The organism is Desulfocicer niacini, assembly GCF_054657595.1.
Genome location: NZ_BAAHYK010000053.1, coordinates 1 through 15,825, shown reverse-complemented (window position 1 = coordinate 15,825; position 15,825 = coordinate 1). Strand labels below are relative to the sequence as shown.

Sequence of the window (15,825 nt, the reverse complement as noted above, 5' to 3'; positions counted from 1 at the left end):
TCCCGCATCCCCAAGTCTTGAGCTTGCCTTAAAGTGTCCGGTGTGGTGATTTGCGCCCGGTATGGGGCTATCCGTACGGAGATCTGATATTTGAAAACCAAGAAAAAACACTCTCAAACGCATAGTAAAAATGAGATCCCTGCTTCTGATTCGGCCCGGAAGGGTGTGATTGTGGCCCACCATGGCATTGCCGTGGATATTTTATTTGAGTCCGGGGAACGACAGATGGTCAAGGTGAAGCGGCGTGAAGGTCATGTGGTGGGTGATAATGTGGTGGTGCAAGATCACCGTCTTACGCGCTTACCCCGGCGGACAACCTTATCAAGAAGGGATTCCCGGGGCAGTATTCGCATTGTGGGTGCCAATCTGGATGTCCTGGGGGTGGTGGTGGCCCCATTGCCTTCACCCACCCCCTGGTATATTGATCAGGCCATTGTTGCCGCAAGACAGGCATCCCTTACCCCTGTTTTGGTGATTAACAAGGCCGATCTTGAAGGATCGGAAGCCTTTGTGGAAGAAATGAGATCCATCTACGAGGGTATTGTGGATATCTTTGTGGTCAGTGCGGTGACAGGGCAGGGCCTTGATGCTCTGGAATCCTTTCTGGGGCAGGGATTCCGCAGTTTTTTTGTGGGCATCACAGGGGTGGGCAAAAGTTCGCTGCTCAATACCATCTGCCCGGCACTGGATTTAAGGGTGGGGGAGCTCTTTGAAGCGGGCAACAGGGGGTGTAACACCACCACCGTTTCCACGCTTCATTCATTGAAAGGCGGTGGAGAACTTGTAGATACCCCGGGCTTCAACGAGTTCGGCCTGGTGGACATTTCTGCCCGGGATCTTGCCGGATATTTCCCAGGATTTGAAAAGGCCCTGGAAGGTACCTGTCGTTTTCGGGATTGCCGCCACCTCACCGAACCCGGATGTGCAGTGACAACCTGGGTGGAGGAGGGCAGGATTCCGAAGGAACGCTATCACACCTATGTTGAGATTCTTGAGCAGCTTGAAGCCGGTGATGTCCGCTTTCGGAGCCGTCGATAGCCCTGACGTAGCAAAAATAAATGCAGATGCGCACTGTACCTGCCAGAAATCTTACGGGCCTGGTCATAACATGGACCACCGATTGTCACCGGTGGCCGATGTTGTGATCAAGCCCGTCTGGTTATTAAAATAAATGATTAGGTCAACACCTGTAGAATTATCCGCTAAAAAAAGGGGGACCACCTCCAATGTCTTTTTCCATCAATCGGTTTACATTATTCTGTTGGATTATTTTTGTCTCTGCTGGTTTTCAGGGGGAAATTGTGGCGGCAAAAAGTCCCAGAATCCTTGAAATTCATTCCGTTTTTCCCAAAGGATTGATTTTTTTAAATGAAAGTGAACATCACCTGAGTACGGTTGTGGACAAACTTTCCCAGGGGAACCTGAAACTTTATTTCCGGGGTGTCAATGAAGTGATTCCCGGTGATCAGATTTTTCATGCCGTTAGAACCGGTAAAATTGATGCGGCTTGGTCGTGGACGGGGTATTATTGCGATGAAATCCCGGTGTGCGAGTTGATTTCTTCCATGCCCTTTGGTTTGACGCCCGAGCAAAGTGCCTTGTGGATGTGGAGTGGGGGTGGACAGGAAATTCTGCAGAAAGCCTTTGATGTTCATAATCTCATTGTTATGCCAACCCACATGGTGATCTCCGAAGCCGGGGGGTGGTATCAGAAAGAGATTAACAGCCTTTCGGATTTCAAGGGGTTACGGATACGAATTGCCGGGTTCGGGGGGCAGGTATTGTCCCATTTCGGTGCCATTCCCACCATGATACCCGTGGAAAAAATATTTAATGCCATCGCCGTCGGGCAACTGGATGCATTGGAATTTTCCATACCCGATGTGGACCAGAGTTTTGGGTTTGAACGTTTTGCCAGATATTATTATTTTCCGGGATGGCATCAACCCTCAAGCTGGAATGCCTTGATGGTCAATAAAGAAGTGTGGGGGAGCTTTTCGGAACAGGAAAAAGATATTTTAATCTATGCTGCCCGTATTAACACCATGTGGTCCCTTGCCACTTCTTACCAGCGCCAGATGCCAGCCCTGGCCATGTTTAAATCCCAGGGGGTTGAGGTCCGACGTTTTTCCGATGACATACTGAACCACTTGCTCCAGGTTTCACGCACGCTTTTGCAGGATAAGGCCACCGGAGATGTCCTATTAAACGAGGCCCGTGAAAGCCAGATGCGCTTCATGAAATCGGTGGGATGCTGGAACCAGTTACAACGGTTTCCCTCCCAGTTTGTGACTCCGGGTGAATGCGGTATGGAAAAATGAAAGCCTCACATGGAAATGACCCTGGCGGATTCTTTTACGGCGACCATGTACTCCTGTGGACGGGGGGATTTTTTCTTGCCGTTATCTGGATTTTTACTGTTTTTTTCATTTCGGTTTCCTATGAAAATGAAATCAAGACCGGCCGAAAGCACCTCATACATTTATCCGGTGTGGTGACTGCCTCCCTGGACAGCTCTTTTACGAATTGCGCAGAGATACTCCACCGGATAAGCAACGATTTTTCTCGCAACTGGAATCGATATCTTTTTGAGCGTTACCAGGCGGTAAATCGTCTTGCTGCAGCAACGGGGGCGCTGCCCCAGTTGGAGACGATTGTTGTTCTGGACAGTATCGGCACGGTGATGTTTACGAATCTCACATCCCGCCCTTTATCAGCGGAATCTGACCGATTTCATTTTCTGGCATCTTCATCTCCTTCAGGTTCAGGGAGTCCGGGATTTCTGCATTTTGATTTTCTGTCCCGGGGAGGAAGTGACAAAGAATCGGAGGGATGGATCACATGGCCCATATTTTTGCCGGGAGAACAGTTGATTGGAAGTGTCGCCGCGTTGGTGTCGGCAACATATTATAACAAGATTCTGGCCCGGTCTGTGGCTGATGATCCGGGAATTGAAATGTTGCTGCACACCAGCTCAGGACATGTGTTTGCCGGTGTGGAAAACGAGACGTCTGTTTCTGTTGATATGTCAGCACTCCCGTCGCCGCCTTTGGATACCCCTGGCTCCTTTTTTTCCATTTTTAAAAAGGATGGGAAACAGGAAAAAATTTCAATTCGTACAGAAATATTTACCACAGGTCTTCAGTTGACAGTATCTCAGCCGGTGTCCAGCGCACTTAAACGCTGGAAAGCGGATCTGTTGCGCTATGGGACTGTTTTTGTGGTTCTTAATCTATTGGTTTTTATGGCTTTTGGCCAGCTGTGGATCTCCATGAAAAGACAACGCCTGGACAGGCAACGCCTTATGCTCAGTGAAAGACGTTTTCGTGGATTGTTTCATAACTCCCTTGAAGGTATTGCCATTTATAACGCTTTTGACGATGGAAATGATTTTGAGTTCATCGACCTTAATTCCGCTGCTGAAGAGATTTTATCGGTGTCTGCCTCGGATCTGGTGGGGCAACGGCTCACCACTGTTTTTCCAGGGGTCTGGAACATGGGATTGATGGATGCGTTGCAGCGGGTATACCGCACGGGAAAGCATGAACTCCTGCCTGCCATGCACTATGAAGATGGAAGCAGATCCCAATGGATCAAAAATGCAGTTTACAGTCTTTCAGACACTGAGGTCGTCGCCATCTTCAACGATGAAACTGAGATGCACCATGTCGAAGCCCAGAAGCAGGTACTGGAAAGTCACCTAAGACAATCCCAGCGCATGGAAGCTGTGGGAACCCTGGCAGGTGGTATTGCGCATGATTTTAACAATATCTTATCTTCTGTTCTGGGTTATACGGAACTGGCCCTTTATGAGGGACCCCAGGCGGAGGGCCCCATGGAGACATATCTCAAAGCAATACAGACCGCGGGCAATCGCGCCAGGGATCTGGTGCGGCAGATTTTAACCTTTGCAAGGCAGGTCGATGAAGAGGTCAAGCCAATACGTGTGGCCCTTATTGTCAAAGAGGTACTCACGCTGCTGCGTTCCTCCACACCCACCACCATTGACATTCACCACACCATTGATGACAGTGCAATGATTCTGGGAGATTCCACCCAGATTTATCAGGTGATCATGAACCTGTGCACCAATGCCACCCATGCCATGGATGCCCAGGGCGGGATTTTGAACGTTGAGGTGAGTCGACACGAGAAGGATGATATAGCGCTCCTTAAGGGGTTGCCACTTGATGCTCAACGTATTGTGAAGGTTATGGTTAGTGATACCGGTGTCGGCATGGAACAGGATGTGGTGTCCGCCATTTTTGAGCCCTATTTTACCACCAAAAAGTTCGGCGAAGGCACGGGTCTGGGGCTTGCGGTTGTCCATGGCATCGTTAAGAAATACGGTGGGTATATCCATGTGGAAAGCCAGATGGGCGTTGGCTCTCAGTTTTATCTTTTTTTTCCGGAAGCAATGGTGGTTATCCCGGAAGAACCGCTGCCCATTGACACCATTCCCGGGGGCACGGAACGGATTTTGATGGTGGATGATGAACCTGCCATACTGGCGGTGAGTCAGGAGTTGCTGGAAAAAAGGGGGTATAAAGTCAACACCTGTCTGTCCAGTACTCAGGCCCTGGACTTTTTTAAATCCGACCCACATGCCTTTGATCTTGTCATCACCGACATGACCATGCCCGGCATGACAGGGGATATGCTGGCCCGGAAAATAATTGAAATCCGCCAGGATATTTCCATTATACTGTGCACCGGATACAGCAACAAGATCACTCGGCACCGGGCCCGCGAGCTGGGTATTAAAGCCTTTTTGCATAAACCTGTGGAGGTATCTCAGCTGGCGGGAACCATTCGCAGTGTCCTGGATGGTGATGATTTTATATAAAAAAACAAGAAACTTGATGGGGATCAAGGAAAAAAGATCTCTGATGCCTTATATTCAAATCACACCTTGAAAAGGCAACGTTAGAAGTTGACTTATTTAAGCGGGTGTATTGAAACTCAGATCACAAGGAGGCAACCATGAAATGTCCCGGACAGGATACCCAATATTGGAATGACGAAGCTATTTTTGAAGTTGCATGTCCCGAGTGCGGCACCCCCATTGAATTTTTCAAGGACGATACGGCCCGAAAATGCAAAGGGTGTGATAAACGCATTGTAAACCCCCATCTGGATTTCGGATGTGCATCCTATTGTCAATATGCTGATCAATGCATCGGTACACTCCCCGAAGAATTTTTAAAAGAGCGGGACGATCTCCTCAAGGACCGTGTGGCCGTGGAGATGAAGCGCTATTTTAAAATGGACTTTAAACGCATCGGCCATGCCATGCGTGTGGCCCGATATGCCGAAGAGATCGGCCGTAATGAGAAGGGCAACCTTGCCGTGATCCTGGCGGCGGCTTATCTTCATGACATTGGCATTAAACTGGCTGAAGAAAAATATGACTCCAATGCCCCGAAGTACCAGGAGCTTGAGGGACCGCCCATTGCCAGGGCCATATTGGAAAAACTGGGAGCCAAAACAGAACTCATTGATGAGGTGTGTGATATTGTGGGACACCACCATCATCCCCGGGAGGAAGAATCCATCAACTTCAAAGTGTTGTACGATGCAGATCTTATCACCAATCTGGAAGAAGAACATAAAGAAGAAAAGATGCCATCGGATCGCCTGGAGCGTATCCTTGAAAAATCATTTCTCACCGATTCAGGAAGAAGCAAGGCATCCAAGGTTTTGGGCTGATTTTTCCCTTGATCTTCTGCCTTAAGTTCCGGCGGTAAGGTCAGATGATCTGAAAAAACTACCCAGTACCCAATACCAATAAGCGCCATTTAAAAAACTCAGGACCTACGCTCCTGATAGATATATAAAGGAAAAATACAATGAAAGTAATGCGAAAAATAATTGAAATTGATGAAGAAAAATGTGACGGCTGCGGTAATTGTGTCCCCTCCTGTGCCGAAGGAGCCATTCAGATTATTGACGGCAAGGCCAAGGTGGTGAAGGATCAGTACTGTGACGGCCTGGGAGCCTGCCTGGGCGAGTGTCCCCAGGATGCTTTGAAGCTGGTTGAGCGGGAGGCAGATGAGTTTGATGAGGCCGCAGTGGAGGCCTTTCTGGCATCGCAAAAGAAAGAAGATGCCCAGCAAAAAGCGTCGGAGACCCTTGCCTGTGGTTGCCCTTCCACTCACCTGAAAACTTTTCCTGCAGCCGGGGGATGCAAGGAAGCCAATAAACCCACCACTATGCCAATCGGGGCATCTGCCCTGTGCCACTGGCCGGTGCAGATCCGGCTGATTCCCCCCACGGCACCGTTTCTTAAAGGTGCGGATCTGTTGATCACCGCCGATTGCGCTGCAGTATCTGCACCGTCATTTCACAACGATTATCTGAAGGGAAAGGTGGTGATGATGGGATGCCCCAAGTTTGATGATGTGGAGTCATATGTGGAAAAGTTTGCCCAGATTTTCAAGCAGGCCGGCATTAAAAGCATCACCACCCTGATCATGGAAGTGCCCTGCTGCTCGGGCCTTCCCGGGCTTGTGGAAAAGGCCATGGCCCTTTCCGGTGTTCAGATTTCCATGGAAAAGGTGGTGATCAGTGCCCGGGGAGAAGTGGTAAAGTGAAGTGGTCGCCCGAAGCCGAAGCGGCGGTGAAAAAAGTGCCTTTTTTTGTGAGAAAAAAGGTACGACAGAAAATTGAACAATATGTCCTGGACAGGGAGGGAAGTTGTGTGAACATCGGTGATGTTAATGCGGCTAAAAAAAAGTTTATCTCCTCCATGTCCAACGATATCAAGGGCTATCAGCTGGACCGCTGCTTTGGTAGCTCGGGATGTCCCCATGCCGCCGTTTCCTGTGAAAGTGTCATGGAAAAGGCAGAGGCGATTTTTAAGGATGCCGATCTTCTGGATTTTTTAAAAAAAGAGGTAAAAGGAGATCTTAAATACCACCATGAGTTTCGTATGAGCTGTGCCGACTGCCCCAATGCCTGCTCCCAGCCCCAGATAAAGGATGTGGGTATCCTTGGGGCCCGTCGGCCCTGCCTGGGAGAAGACCCCTGTTCCATGTGCCGGGCCTGCGTGGATGCCTGCCCTGATAATTGCATTTCCCTGGACGATGATGGTGAAGGCCCCCTCATTGATCTGGAGGCGTGCATGATGTGCGGCAAGTGTATTGATGCCTGCCCCACCGGCACCATTGAGGAAGGCCAGAGGGGATTCCGGGTGCAGCTGGGGGGACGTCTTGGCAGACATCCCCGCCTGGCCATGGAGGCTCCGGGTATCCATTCTGAAGCGGAGGTCCTGGAAATATTAAAAAACGCCCTTGCCTTTTACAAGGCTCATTCCAGAAAAGGTACCCGGTTTTCAAAGCTGTTGGGCTTTGAAGAGATGGATGCCATCACCTCTCTTCGTTAAAAATTCTCAAAATCATCATCAAAGGGGATCAGCTCTTCCGGGCGGACTTCGTTGTGTTTCGGAAGTTTTAGCTGCTCAGAGGAGCTCTTTGGAGTGATCCGGGCTTTGACCGGCTGGCTTGATCGCACACCTGAGCTCTTTTTTTTCTGTGGCAGCCTTTGATGCGGTTGCCCTGAACTCTCTATTTTCCCTGTAATAATGGTTGCGATGTCCCTTACATGGGCGTAAAGCTGTGCCGCCTGGGCATTCAACTCTTCCGATGCCGAGGCAGACTCTTCGGCATTACCGGCATTCTGTTGAACAACCTTGTCCATTTCTGATATGGCGATATTTACTTGCTCAATACCGCGGGACTGCTCATTGGAGGCTTCAGATATTTCAGATACCAGTGCTGCTACCTTGGCGGTGCTCTGGGCCACCTTGGAAAAGGATTCATCTGTGGTTGCAACAAGGGCTGAACCATCATTGACTTTTTTAACGGTATCTTCAATCAATGCGGCTGTGTTTTTTGCGGCATCTGCGGCCCGCATTGCCAGATTACGCACCTCATTTGCCACCACTGCAAAGCCTGCGCCGGCTTCACCGGCCCGGGCCGCTTCCACTGCGGCATTAAGGGCCAGGAGGTTGGTCTGAAAGGCGATTTCATCAATGGTTTTGATTATTTTGGAGGTTTCCACACTGGCACCTGAGATTTCTCCCATGGAATATGTCAAGGATTTCATGGCCTGGTTGGCTTCCTCCACTACGTTGCTGGCTTCCCGGGTCAATGTGTCGGCATGCTTTGAATTTTCAGCTGTTTTCCGGGTCATGGAGGTCATTTCTTCCATGGATGAAGAGGTCTCCTCAATGGAAGCTGCCTGTTCTGAAGCTCCTTCAGCCAGAGAATGACTGGCGGAAGATATCTGGCCAGCTGCGGTGGCCACCTGGGATGCCCCCTCTTTTAACCCTGAAACAATGCGGTTTATGGGAGCGGAAATTCCCCTGGCTATGAAATAAACAACGGCCATGAGGATTATCAATGCCACGGCACCGATGGTTATACTGGAGTAAAGGATTCGTTTTGCTCCCAGCATCACCTTGTCCATGGGAATATTTACAAGAAAGCCCCACGGTGTTTCAGATAGGCCTATTTGAATGGGAACCACAATACGCTCCACGTCCGTTGACAGATGAGTGGAGTAGTCCAATATGGTGTGAAATTTTCCGGATTTAACGCTTTTTTTTATGTTTTCCCAGATGAGAGTGTTACCGATATCCTTCCCCTCCCTGGCCGCATCCTGATGGGCCACATAGATTCCCGAATTGCTTATAATAGCCGCGTCGCCCGTGTCATAGGGTGTGATTTTGGAGACCATGGCAGTAAATGATTTAAGGGAAATATCCACTCCGACGACCCCCGCCACTCGTCCCTTATATCTTATGGGAACCACAAGGCTTGTTAAGAGGACCTCTTCCCCGCCGATATCATAGGGGTAAGGGTCAAGAATGGTCTCTTTACCGCTTTTAAGGGCCAATTGATAGTAATCTCCGGCACCGGTGGTGTTATAATCCACAAGGGGATCAAGGGCCACTTTTCCATTATTTCTGTACCAATAGGGAATAAACCGTCCGGTGTTGTCGTGTCCCTTCTCATCTTTAAAATCATTGTCCCGGCCGTCCAGGGCATCGGGTTCCCAGCAGGTCCAGACCCCAAGAAAATTGGGGTTAAGCTCCAGAAGTTGTTTCAACATGTCGTTGAGGGCTTCTCTTTGTGGGGTTTGAGGGGTTTTTTTCAGTCCCTCGAAAAGATGGGCCGTTGTTCTTGCAGCATTCATGGCCGTATCAAGTTCTTTGCTGACTTCATTTGCATACCTGTACCCGAGCTGTTCGGCATTTTTCATGGCTTCTGCTTTGATCAGTTTGCTGGCCTGAGTTGTTATCAAAAAAATCGTAACTGCAAATGCTGTTAAGGCCACAGAGCCGATGGATAGCAACATTTTATTTTTCAGGTCAAGTCTTTTTAACATTATACTTCCTCTTTGTTTTCCTGCGTTTGATGTTTAAATTATGCGCCAATCATTAATACCTTCGTTAATTTTTAACATGTATTTTGATTAGGATTATAGATATCCGTATGATGTGCTTTTATGATCTGAAAAGCATATCATATGGCTGCTAAACTGAATGAAAATATAATTGACGAAGGTATTCAACTATTATAAATGCATTTTGATGATCGCTTCAACTAAAAAATTTTGGCTCTTGTTGGATTCCGGGGTCTTGTTTTTGCGTTTAACTATAAAGCATTGGAATCAATAAATAATATATTCAACAGGGCAAAACAGAAGACCTTTTGGTATTTGCAATAGATTCAAACGCTTAGTCGAGCTGCGCATAAAAAGACCCTGAAAAACAACATGAGCCTTTGTGAGAACGGGGTACGGGGTCAGGCCTGTGTTATTGGCGTTATTTCTTTCCTGATAAATGCGTTGGGTCGGCAATTTTTATCAATACACTAAGGTTCTCTCTGCAATACTGGACTCAATGGTTTTCACTGGCCCTCCGCCATATCTGCCAGACCCTCGGCATCCAGAATGGAGATACTTCCCCGGTCTACCTCAATGAGCTTTTCTCCGGACATTTTATTGAAAATTCGGGATAGGGTCTCCGGGGTGGTGCCGAGAAGCCCGGCAAGTTGATTCTTGGACACCGGCAGGGTTACCATCTTCATGTTGTCCTGCTCCCTTGTCAATACCCCCAGGTAGGAGGCAAGGCGGGCGGGTACTTCCTTTAATGCCAGGTTCTCCACCATGACCGTGAATTCACGAAGGCGCATGGATAAGACGGCAAGCATGTTCAAGGCAAGGGAGGGGTTCTCCGTAATGCGGGTAATGAAGTCCTTCCTGGGAAAGAAAATCAGGTCAGATTTTTCCACTGCCAGGGCTGATGCAGGAAAATTTTTTCCGGTGAACACCGGCACTTCCCCAAAGGGTTTCCCCGGGCCGTAGATGTGCAGAATTTGTTCTTTCCCCCCGAAAGAGAGCTTAAATATTTTTACTTTGCCCTTTTCAACAATGTAGAATCCATCCCCCACATCCCCTTCATTGAATATCACCTCTCCCTTTTTATAGCTTTTGTTTCGACAGATACCTGTTATATCTTTAAATTCCGATTCGTTCAGGCCGCTGAACAAAGGAATGGCGCGTATTTTCCCGGCAGTTGTATCCATTTTAATCAAGGTGCCCCCCTCACGAATCAATCAACGCTGAAAGTTGAGTGTATAATATAAAAAATAACGCTAATTATGTGCATTAAAGGAATTTCTTGTCAAGGGTAAGGATATTGTCATTTTATGGCAATCGAAGTGTATCGTTGGCTTGTTTTATGTAAAATAACTATCTAAAAAAGATTGTTCTCATCATATTATTTATGATATGTGTGACAAAATGCTTTGTTGGTAAAAAATGAATGCATCTTACCTTTATTCGGCCAACTGAGGGTAAAAATACCGACACCCTACTCTGGTAAGGATATCAGGTTACAGGAATTTTCATGTCATCTATATGTCATTATTATAAGAACAAGACAGCATTGATGTTGGTTTTCTTTCTTCTTGCTGTGATTGCATGGGCATGCCGTCAACATACACCGAAGTTTCAATGCGAAGACAGTTTGGGGTGTGTTCGTGTGGCACCGGGAGACCCTTTAAAAATAGGCGTTTTACAGGCCCTGACCGGGGATGTGGCCTCCATTGGCAAGGGGCAGATCCGGGGAATTGAGCTGGCCCTGGATGACCTTGATGGGAAGGTTGCCGGACATGCGGTACTCCTTAGGATTGAAAACACAGACTGCACAGAAGAAGGCGGTGCCAATGCGGCATTGAAAATTCTGGCAGATCCCGACCATATCGCCATACTGGGAACCACCTGCTCCGGTGCAGCCGCCGCGGTATCAAAGGCCATGTCAGAAGCCGGTCTTACCATGATTTCAGGTAACAACAGTGCATCTTTTCTCACCGCTGTTTCCGGCCGGAAAGGTTCATGCTGGCAACCGGGGTATTTCAGGACCGCCCCCAATGAAGAGAATGCAGGAAAGGCGGCAGCGGTTTATGCATTCAACATCCTTAATATCCGGAAAGCTGCTGTCATGAATGACGGGGATATCTATACCCGGAGTCTCACCGAAAGTTTTATGAAAATGTTTCAGGAATTAGGTGGAAAAGTAGTGCTTGATACATCGGTCAACAAAGGAGATCAACAGATGCAGCCTGTTCTGACCGCCGTACTGGACTCCCATGCCCAGCTTCTGTTTTTCCCGCTGTTCCAGCCCGAAGGTAATCACATCCTGCTCCAGGCCCGGGATATGCCGGATTTTGAAAATATTGTGCTGATGACTGGTGGTGCATTGATTGACGTATCCTTCCTTGACGCCGTGGGGGAAAAATCCAAAGGGATGTATTTTGTGGCTCCATCACATCCTCAAACCCCCGCCATAGAGGCATTGTCGCAAAAATACATCAAGCGGTACAATATTCCTCCTGAGACCTTTTATTATGTCACCGCCTATGACGCAGCAACCCTTCTGTTTAAAAGTATTGAAAAAACTGCCATTCATGGTCATCAATCCGGCGCATTGTATATTGGTCGACAGGCCCTGAGGGATACTCTTTATAACACAATGAATTTTAAAGGCATGTCCGGAACCCTGACCTGTGATGCATTTGGAGATTGTGCGCAACCTTGGTTTAAAGTACTGAGAATGGATGACCCGCTTGGCGGAATCAATGGGCTTCAGTCCAATGTTGAGTTCACGTACACTTCCATGGGGCAGGAGGTAAGCCCAGATGGCTCTCGGAAATAAACCGAATACATTATGGCAGGACAAATCCCTTGCATTTAAGGCTTCTCTGGGGCTTGGGCTGCTGGTGGGATTCATGGCAGTGGTGGCCATTACAGGTTATCTATCCTTACGATACGTTCGCATGGCAGACAACGCCATAGCCATCAGCACGGAAATTCAGCGTATGGTTCTTGAAATGGATGGCGGTATGGCAAAGGCCCGCCATCTGCATGCTAAATTTTTCCTTTACTATCCCCGAATCGGCTTAAGAGCTGCCCATGAACAGTATGCCCAGCCGTCCATACGGCGGACAGCAGAAGTGGTTTCCATCAGTAAAGCCTTAAAGGAGATGATCTCCCGCCCTGAAGTCAGTGAGACGATTTTTAAAAGCCGTATTGACGTGAATCTCTACCTCTCTTCTGCAAAACGCTTTGCCGATACATCCATAGAGTCCGTGGAGCTGGTCACCCGACTGGCAGCACCGGAAAAAGGGCTGTATGCCCGTTTGAATCTTTTGCTTTCAGAGTTAAAAACAGAAGTGGTCGAATTCCTGGACCTTTACCACGAAATGGAATCGTTTGTGCAGCAGTACCGGGTTACCAATGAACGTTTTTTAATGCAGTCGGCATTTAATGTTGAATTTAAATTGAAGCAGATGGTCAAAGACAGCCCGCTGCTGAGCCAACAGCATAAAGACGATATTTTATCCATCATGGACCGAATCAAGCCACTTGCTAAAGAGATCATGGATGTGGATGTGGCCATCCATGCCAAATTCAATGATTTCGTGCTTCAGGAGAGAAATTCCAGTATCATTTCTGAAAAACTGGTTGCGCTTGCAAAGAGTGAAGTTCAAAAATCCCAGGAGCGTATCACCAATACCCACTGGCTGGCCAATTTGATTCTGATGATCATCACCTTTGCGGGTTTGATCGTTGCCGTTGTTATTTCTCATCTGATAACGGTAAAAATTACCCACCGTATTTTGCAACTTACAAAATCAGCTGAATCGGTTCGAAAAGGTCATTTTGAACTTGTTGAGCCGGAAGGGGTGAATGATGAGATCGGTCAACTGAGTCGCACCTTTAACTTTATGGCCCTTCGCATCAAAGAACTTGTTGAAAACCTTGAAAACAAGGTGGCACAACGTAACAAGGCTCTTGCCATCAGCGAAAAGCGTTTCCATGAATTTTTTGAACATTCAAGCAGCGGTGTTGCCATTTACGAAGCTGTTGACGGCGGAAAAGATTTTGAATTAAAGGAGATCAATCCTGCCATGGAGAAGATTCAGGGTTTTCAGCGGCATAAGGTTCTGGGGCAAAGGGTAACCAGGCTTTTTCCTTCAATTGTTGAAGACGGTCTTTTTAAAATTTTCCAGGAAGTATGGCATACAGGAAAAACTGCGGATCACCCCGTGGGCTGCTATTGCAATGCCCAGGTTCAATCCTGGCATGAAAATCAGATATATAAGCTGCCCGGCGGGGATTTGGTGACTGTCTGCAATGACAAAACCCTTGAAAAACAGGCAGAAATCCAGAAGGAGATAATGGACGAGCAGTTGCGCCAGGGAAGAAAGATGGAAGCCATCGGCAGGATGGCGGGGGGGGTGGCCCATGATCTGAACAATGTCCTGGCCCCCGTTGTGGGCTACCCTGAGTTGCTTCTGCCGGAACTTTCAGAAGATAGCACTCTTCGGGAAGCCCTTATGGCCATACTTAATTCAGGCAGGAGAGCCACCAAAATTGTTGCAGATCTCCTGACCATGGCCCGGGGGGTTGCAGATACCAGAAAAGAGTTAGATTTAAATGATCTTGTAAAATCTCAGCTGGATGCACCCGAAATCAGGAAGTTGCTGGTCCTTCATGAAGAAATAGAGTGTCAGGTGCACCTTGAATCCCAATTGCTCAATATCTCCTGTTCTTCGACTCATATTCAAAAATGTGTTATGAATTTACTGATCAACGCCATTGATGCCGTTGACGGTAAGGGGCGGATTTGTATATCCACCTCAAACTGCACGGTGGCAGAGACGGACCTTTTGCCCAATCCAATACCCAACGGGGAGTATGTGGTCTTCCGGATAAGCGATAGTGGCGATGAGATTTCGCCAGCTGATCTGGAGCGGATTTTTGAGCCTTTTTATATCAAAAAAATTACGGATAAAAGTGGCACCGGTCTGGGGCTTGCGGTCACCTGGAATATTGTAAAGGAGCATGGTGGCCGCGTAGGTGTTGAAAGCGGAGCCAACGGCACCACATTTTCTCTTTATTTTCCTGCCATGGAAAAAAAGGAAGTTTCCCCGGATGAAAACCCAACCGGTGATAAGGAGCAGCTCATGGGACATGGTGAACATATTCTGGTTATTGATGATGATATCCAGGTCTCAAGTCTTGCCAAAAATATTCTGGAGCGCTTTGGTTATCATGCCGAGTACGTTAACTCCGGTGAAGCCGCACTGGATTATCTAAAAGAGAATAGCGTTGATCTGGTTCTGCTGGATATGCTCATGGAGCCGGGTATTAATGGCCGTCAGACCTATGAAGCCATGATTAAAATTCATCCGGGTCAAAGGGCTGTGGTGGCAAGCGGATTTTCCGAAAGTGAGGAAATTGAAAAAACACTGGCGCTGGGTGCCGGGGGATTTATTAAAAAACCCTATGCCATCAACGAACTTGCCAGAATCGTCAAGGCGTGTCTGCCTTAGTCAATAAGCCCTGTGTAAAGCGCCTGGCACTTGATGATCATCTCTGCGGATGTTTATGTCAACTCATTGAAAATCAGCTTCCCTTTTTTATATTCTTTACCTTTGGACAAAATCCAGTATCGGAGGTGAACTGATAATATAATAGACACTTCCCTTTTCCGATGTCGGTTTATCACCTAACACCTCAATGCTGCTGTTGAGCTTCACCGTGGCCAGAATATTCAGGTTCTTTTTTTTGGATTTTGCCGCCTGGAATTGTTCGGAAGAGATTTTCCCTTTGATATCATAGGCCCAGTAGACAATTTTATCATGGGCCGAGGTGGTGGGTTCATCATAGTCCATGAAAAGGGAGCCCACAAGATCATGAATGGCCTGCCCGGAGACATCGTCAAATTTTTCAAACAGAAGCATAACCCGGTGGGTGGTACTATCTGCCACCACGCTCAGGTTGCCATCCATGAATTTATAGGTTCCGGGCGTGGCTCCTTCCACAAGGTGGGAGACAGCCATCTCTTCCTGGGCAGAGGTGAGGGGGGCAGCCAGGGTATATCCATTGCGGTCCAGGTGAAGGGAAGCCACCTGATCATACAGCCAGGTCAGCTTCTCTTTTTTTGGAGGCAAACGGTCATCGGCAAAGCTCATGCTTAGAAACCCCAGGGTAGCAATTAAAATAATAGAATTTTTTATCATTTCTGAACATCCATATTGAAATTTTGAAGATTGATCACAAATTGGGTATGGCCGTTTTATATGAAAAAGCAGGTACTGGGTATTAGGGGCTGGGTACTGGGTGCTGATAGCAACTGCTTTTTCATTGTTCGTTGTGGCAGGTGGTTACTGCCATGTGGGTTATATGAAAAGGTAGCCTTCAAGTTTACCTCAGCAGAGCCCCTCCCCCGATGGGCAATAGGAACCGGAC

11 protein-coding genes are annotated in these 15,825 nt (G+C 47.8%); 8 read left to right on the top strand and 3 right to left on the bottom strand.

The features are described 5' to 3' along the window. Window positions 1-90 precede the first annotated feature (90 nt). The 6 genes from rsgA to ACYQ2M_RS21220 all read left to right on the top strand — a co-directional run bounded on the left by rsgA (window position 91) and on the right by ACYQ2M_RS21220 (window position 7,384). The gene (gene rsgA, locus ACYQ2M_RS21245) at window positions 91-1,038 is read left to right on the top strand and encodes a ribosome small subunit-dependent GTPase A (protein WP_459918395.1); all 948 of its coding nucleotides are present in this window, start codon (window positions 91-93) and stop codon (window positions 1,036-1,038) included. A gap of 263 nt (window positions 1,039-1,301) precedes the next feature. Then, a complete protein-coding gene (locus tag ACYQ2M_RS21240; protein ID WP_459918394.1) occupies window positions 1,302-2,321 on the top strand; it encodes a TRAP transporter substrate-binding protein in 1,020 nt (339 codons plus the stop codon). Further along, window positions 2,318-4,846 (top strand): hybrid sensor histidine kinase/response regulator, encoded by a 2,529-nt coding sequence (locus ACYQ2M_RS21235; RefSeq protein ID WP_459918393.1) that lies wholly within the window; start codon window positions 2,318-2,320, stop codon window positions 4,844-4,846. The genes ACYQ2M_RS21240 and ACYQ2M_RS21235 overlap by 4 nt, the downstream gene beginning before the upstream one ends. Window positions 4,847-4,983: 137 nt before the next feature. Then, the gene (locus tag ACYQ2M_RS21230) at window positions 4,984-5,709 is read left to right on the top strand and encodes an HD domain-containing protein (RefSeq protein ID WP_459918392.1); all 726 of its coding nucleotides are present in this window, start codon (window positions 4,984-4,986) and stop codon (window positions 5,707-5,709) included. A 140-nt stretch (window positions 5,710-5,849) separates the two neighbouring features. Next, window positions 5,850-6,593 (top strand): ATP-binding protein, encoded by a 744-nt coding sequence (locus ACYQ2M_RS21225; protein WP_459918391.1) that lies wholly within the window; start codon window positions 5,850-5,852, stop codon window positions 6,591-6,593. Beyond that, window positions 6,590-7,384: a 4Fe-4S binding protein gene (locus ACYQ2M_RS21220; protein WP_459918390.1), complete on the top strand. Its 795-nt coding sequence runs from the start codon at window positions 6,590-6,592 to the stop codon at window positions 7,382-7,384. Before ACYQ2M_RS21225 ends, ACYQ2M_RS21220 begins: the two co-directional genes overlap by 4 nt. On the opposite strand, the gene ACYQ2M_RS21215 is transcribed toward ACYQ2M_RS21220, so the two are convergent. Together ACYQ2M_RS21215 and ACYQ2M_RS21210 are read right to left on the bottom strand one after the other, a co-directional pair. Next, complete coding sequence (locus ACYQ2M_RS21215) at window positions 7,381-9,390, bottom strand: methyl-accepting chemotaxis protein (protein ID WP_459918389.1); 2,010 nt, start codon at window positions 9,388-9,390, stop codon at window positions 7,381-7,383. The genes ACYQ2M_RS21220 and ACYQ2M_RS21215 overlap by 4 nt on opposite strands. 524 nt (window positions 9,391-9,914) lie before the next feature. After that, window positions 9,915-10,592: a Crp/Fnr family transcriptional regulator gene (locus ACYQ2M_RS21210; RefSeq protein WP_459918415.1), complete on the bottom strand. Its 678-nt coding sequence runs from the start codon at window positions 10,590-10,592 to the stop codon at window positions 9,915-9,917. A 323-nt stretch (window positions 10,593-10,915) separates the two neighbouring features. Between ACYQ2M_RS21210 and ACYQ2M_RS21205 the strand changes: the two genes are divergently transcribed. Both ACYQ2M_RS21205 and ACYQ2M_RS21200 read left to right on the top strand, forming a co-directional pair. Further along, window positions 10,916-12,223: a branched-chain amino acid ABC transporter substrate-binding protein gene (locus ACYQ2M_RS21205; protein ID WP_459918388.1), complete on the top strand. Its 1,308-nt coding sequence runs from the start codon at window positions 10,916-10,918 to the stop codon at window positions 12,221-12,223. Then, the gene (locus tag ACYQ2M_RS21200; RefSeq protein WP_459918387.1) at window positions 12,207-14,906 is read left to right on the top strand and encodes a response regulator; all 2,700 of its coding nucleotides are present in this window, start codon (window positions 12,207-12,209) and stop codon (window positions 14,904-14,906) included. The genes ACYQ2M_RS21205 and ACYQ2M_RS21200 overlap by 17 nt, the downstream gene beginning before the upstream one ends. 96 nt (window positions 14,907-15,002) lie before the next feature. Here ACYQ2M_RS21200 and ACYQ2M_RS21195 read toward each other — a convergent pair whose 3' ends face one another. Beyond that, window positions 15,003-15,596, bottom strand: a complete 594-nt coding sequence (locus ACYQ2M_RS21195; protein ID WP_459918386.1) for a hypothetical protein — start codon at window positions 15,594-15,596, stop codon at window positions 15,003-15,005. Window positions 15,597-15,825: the final 229 nt, after the last annotated feature.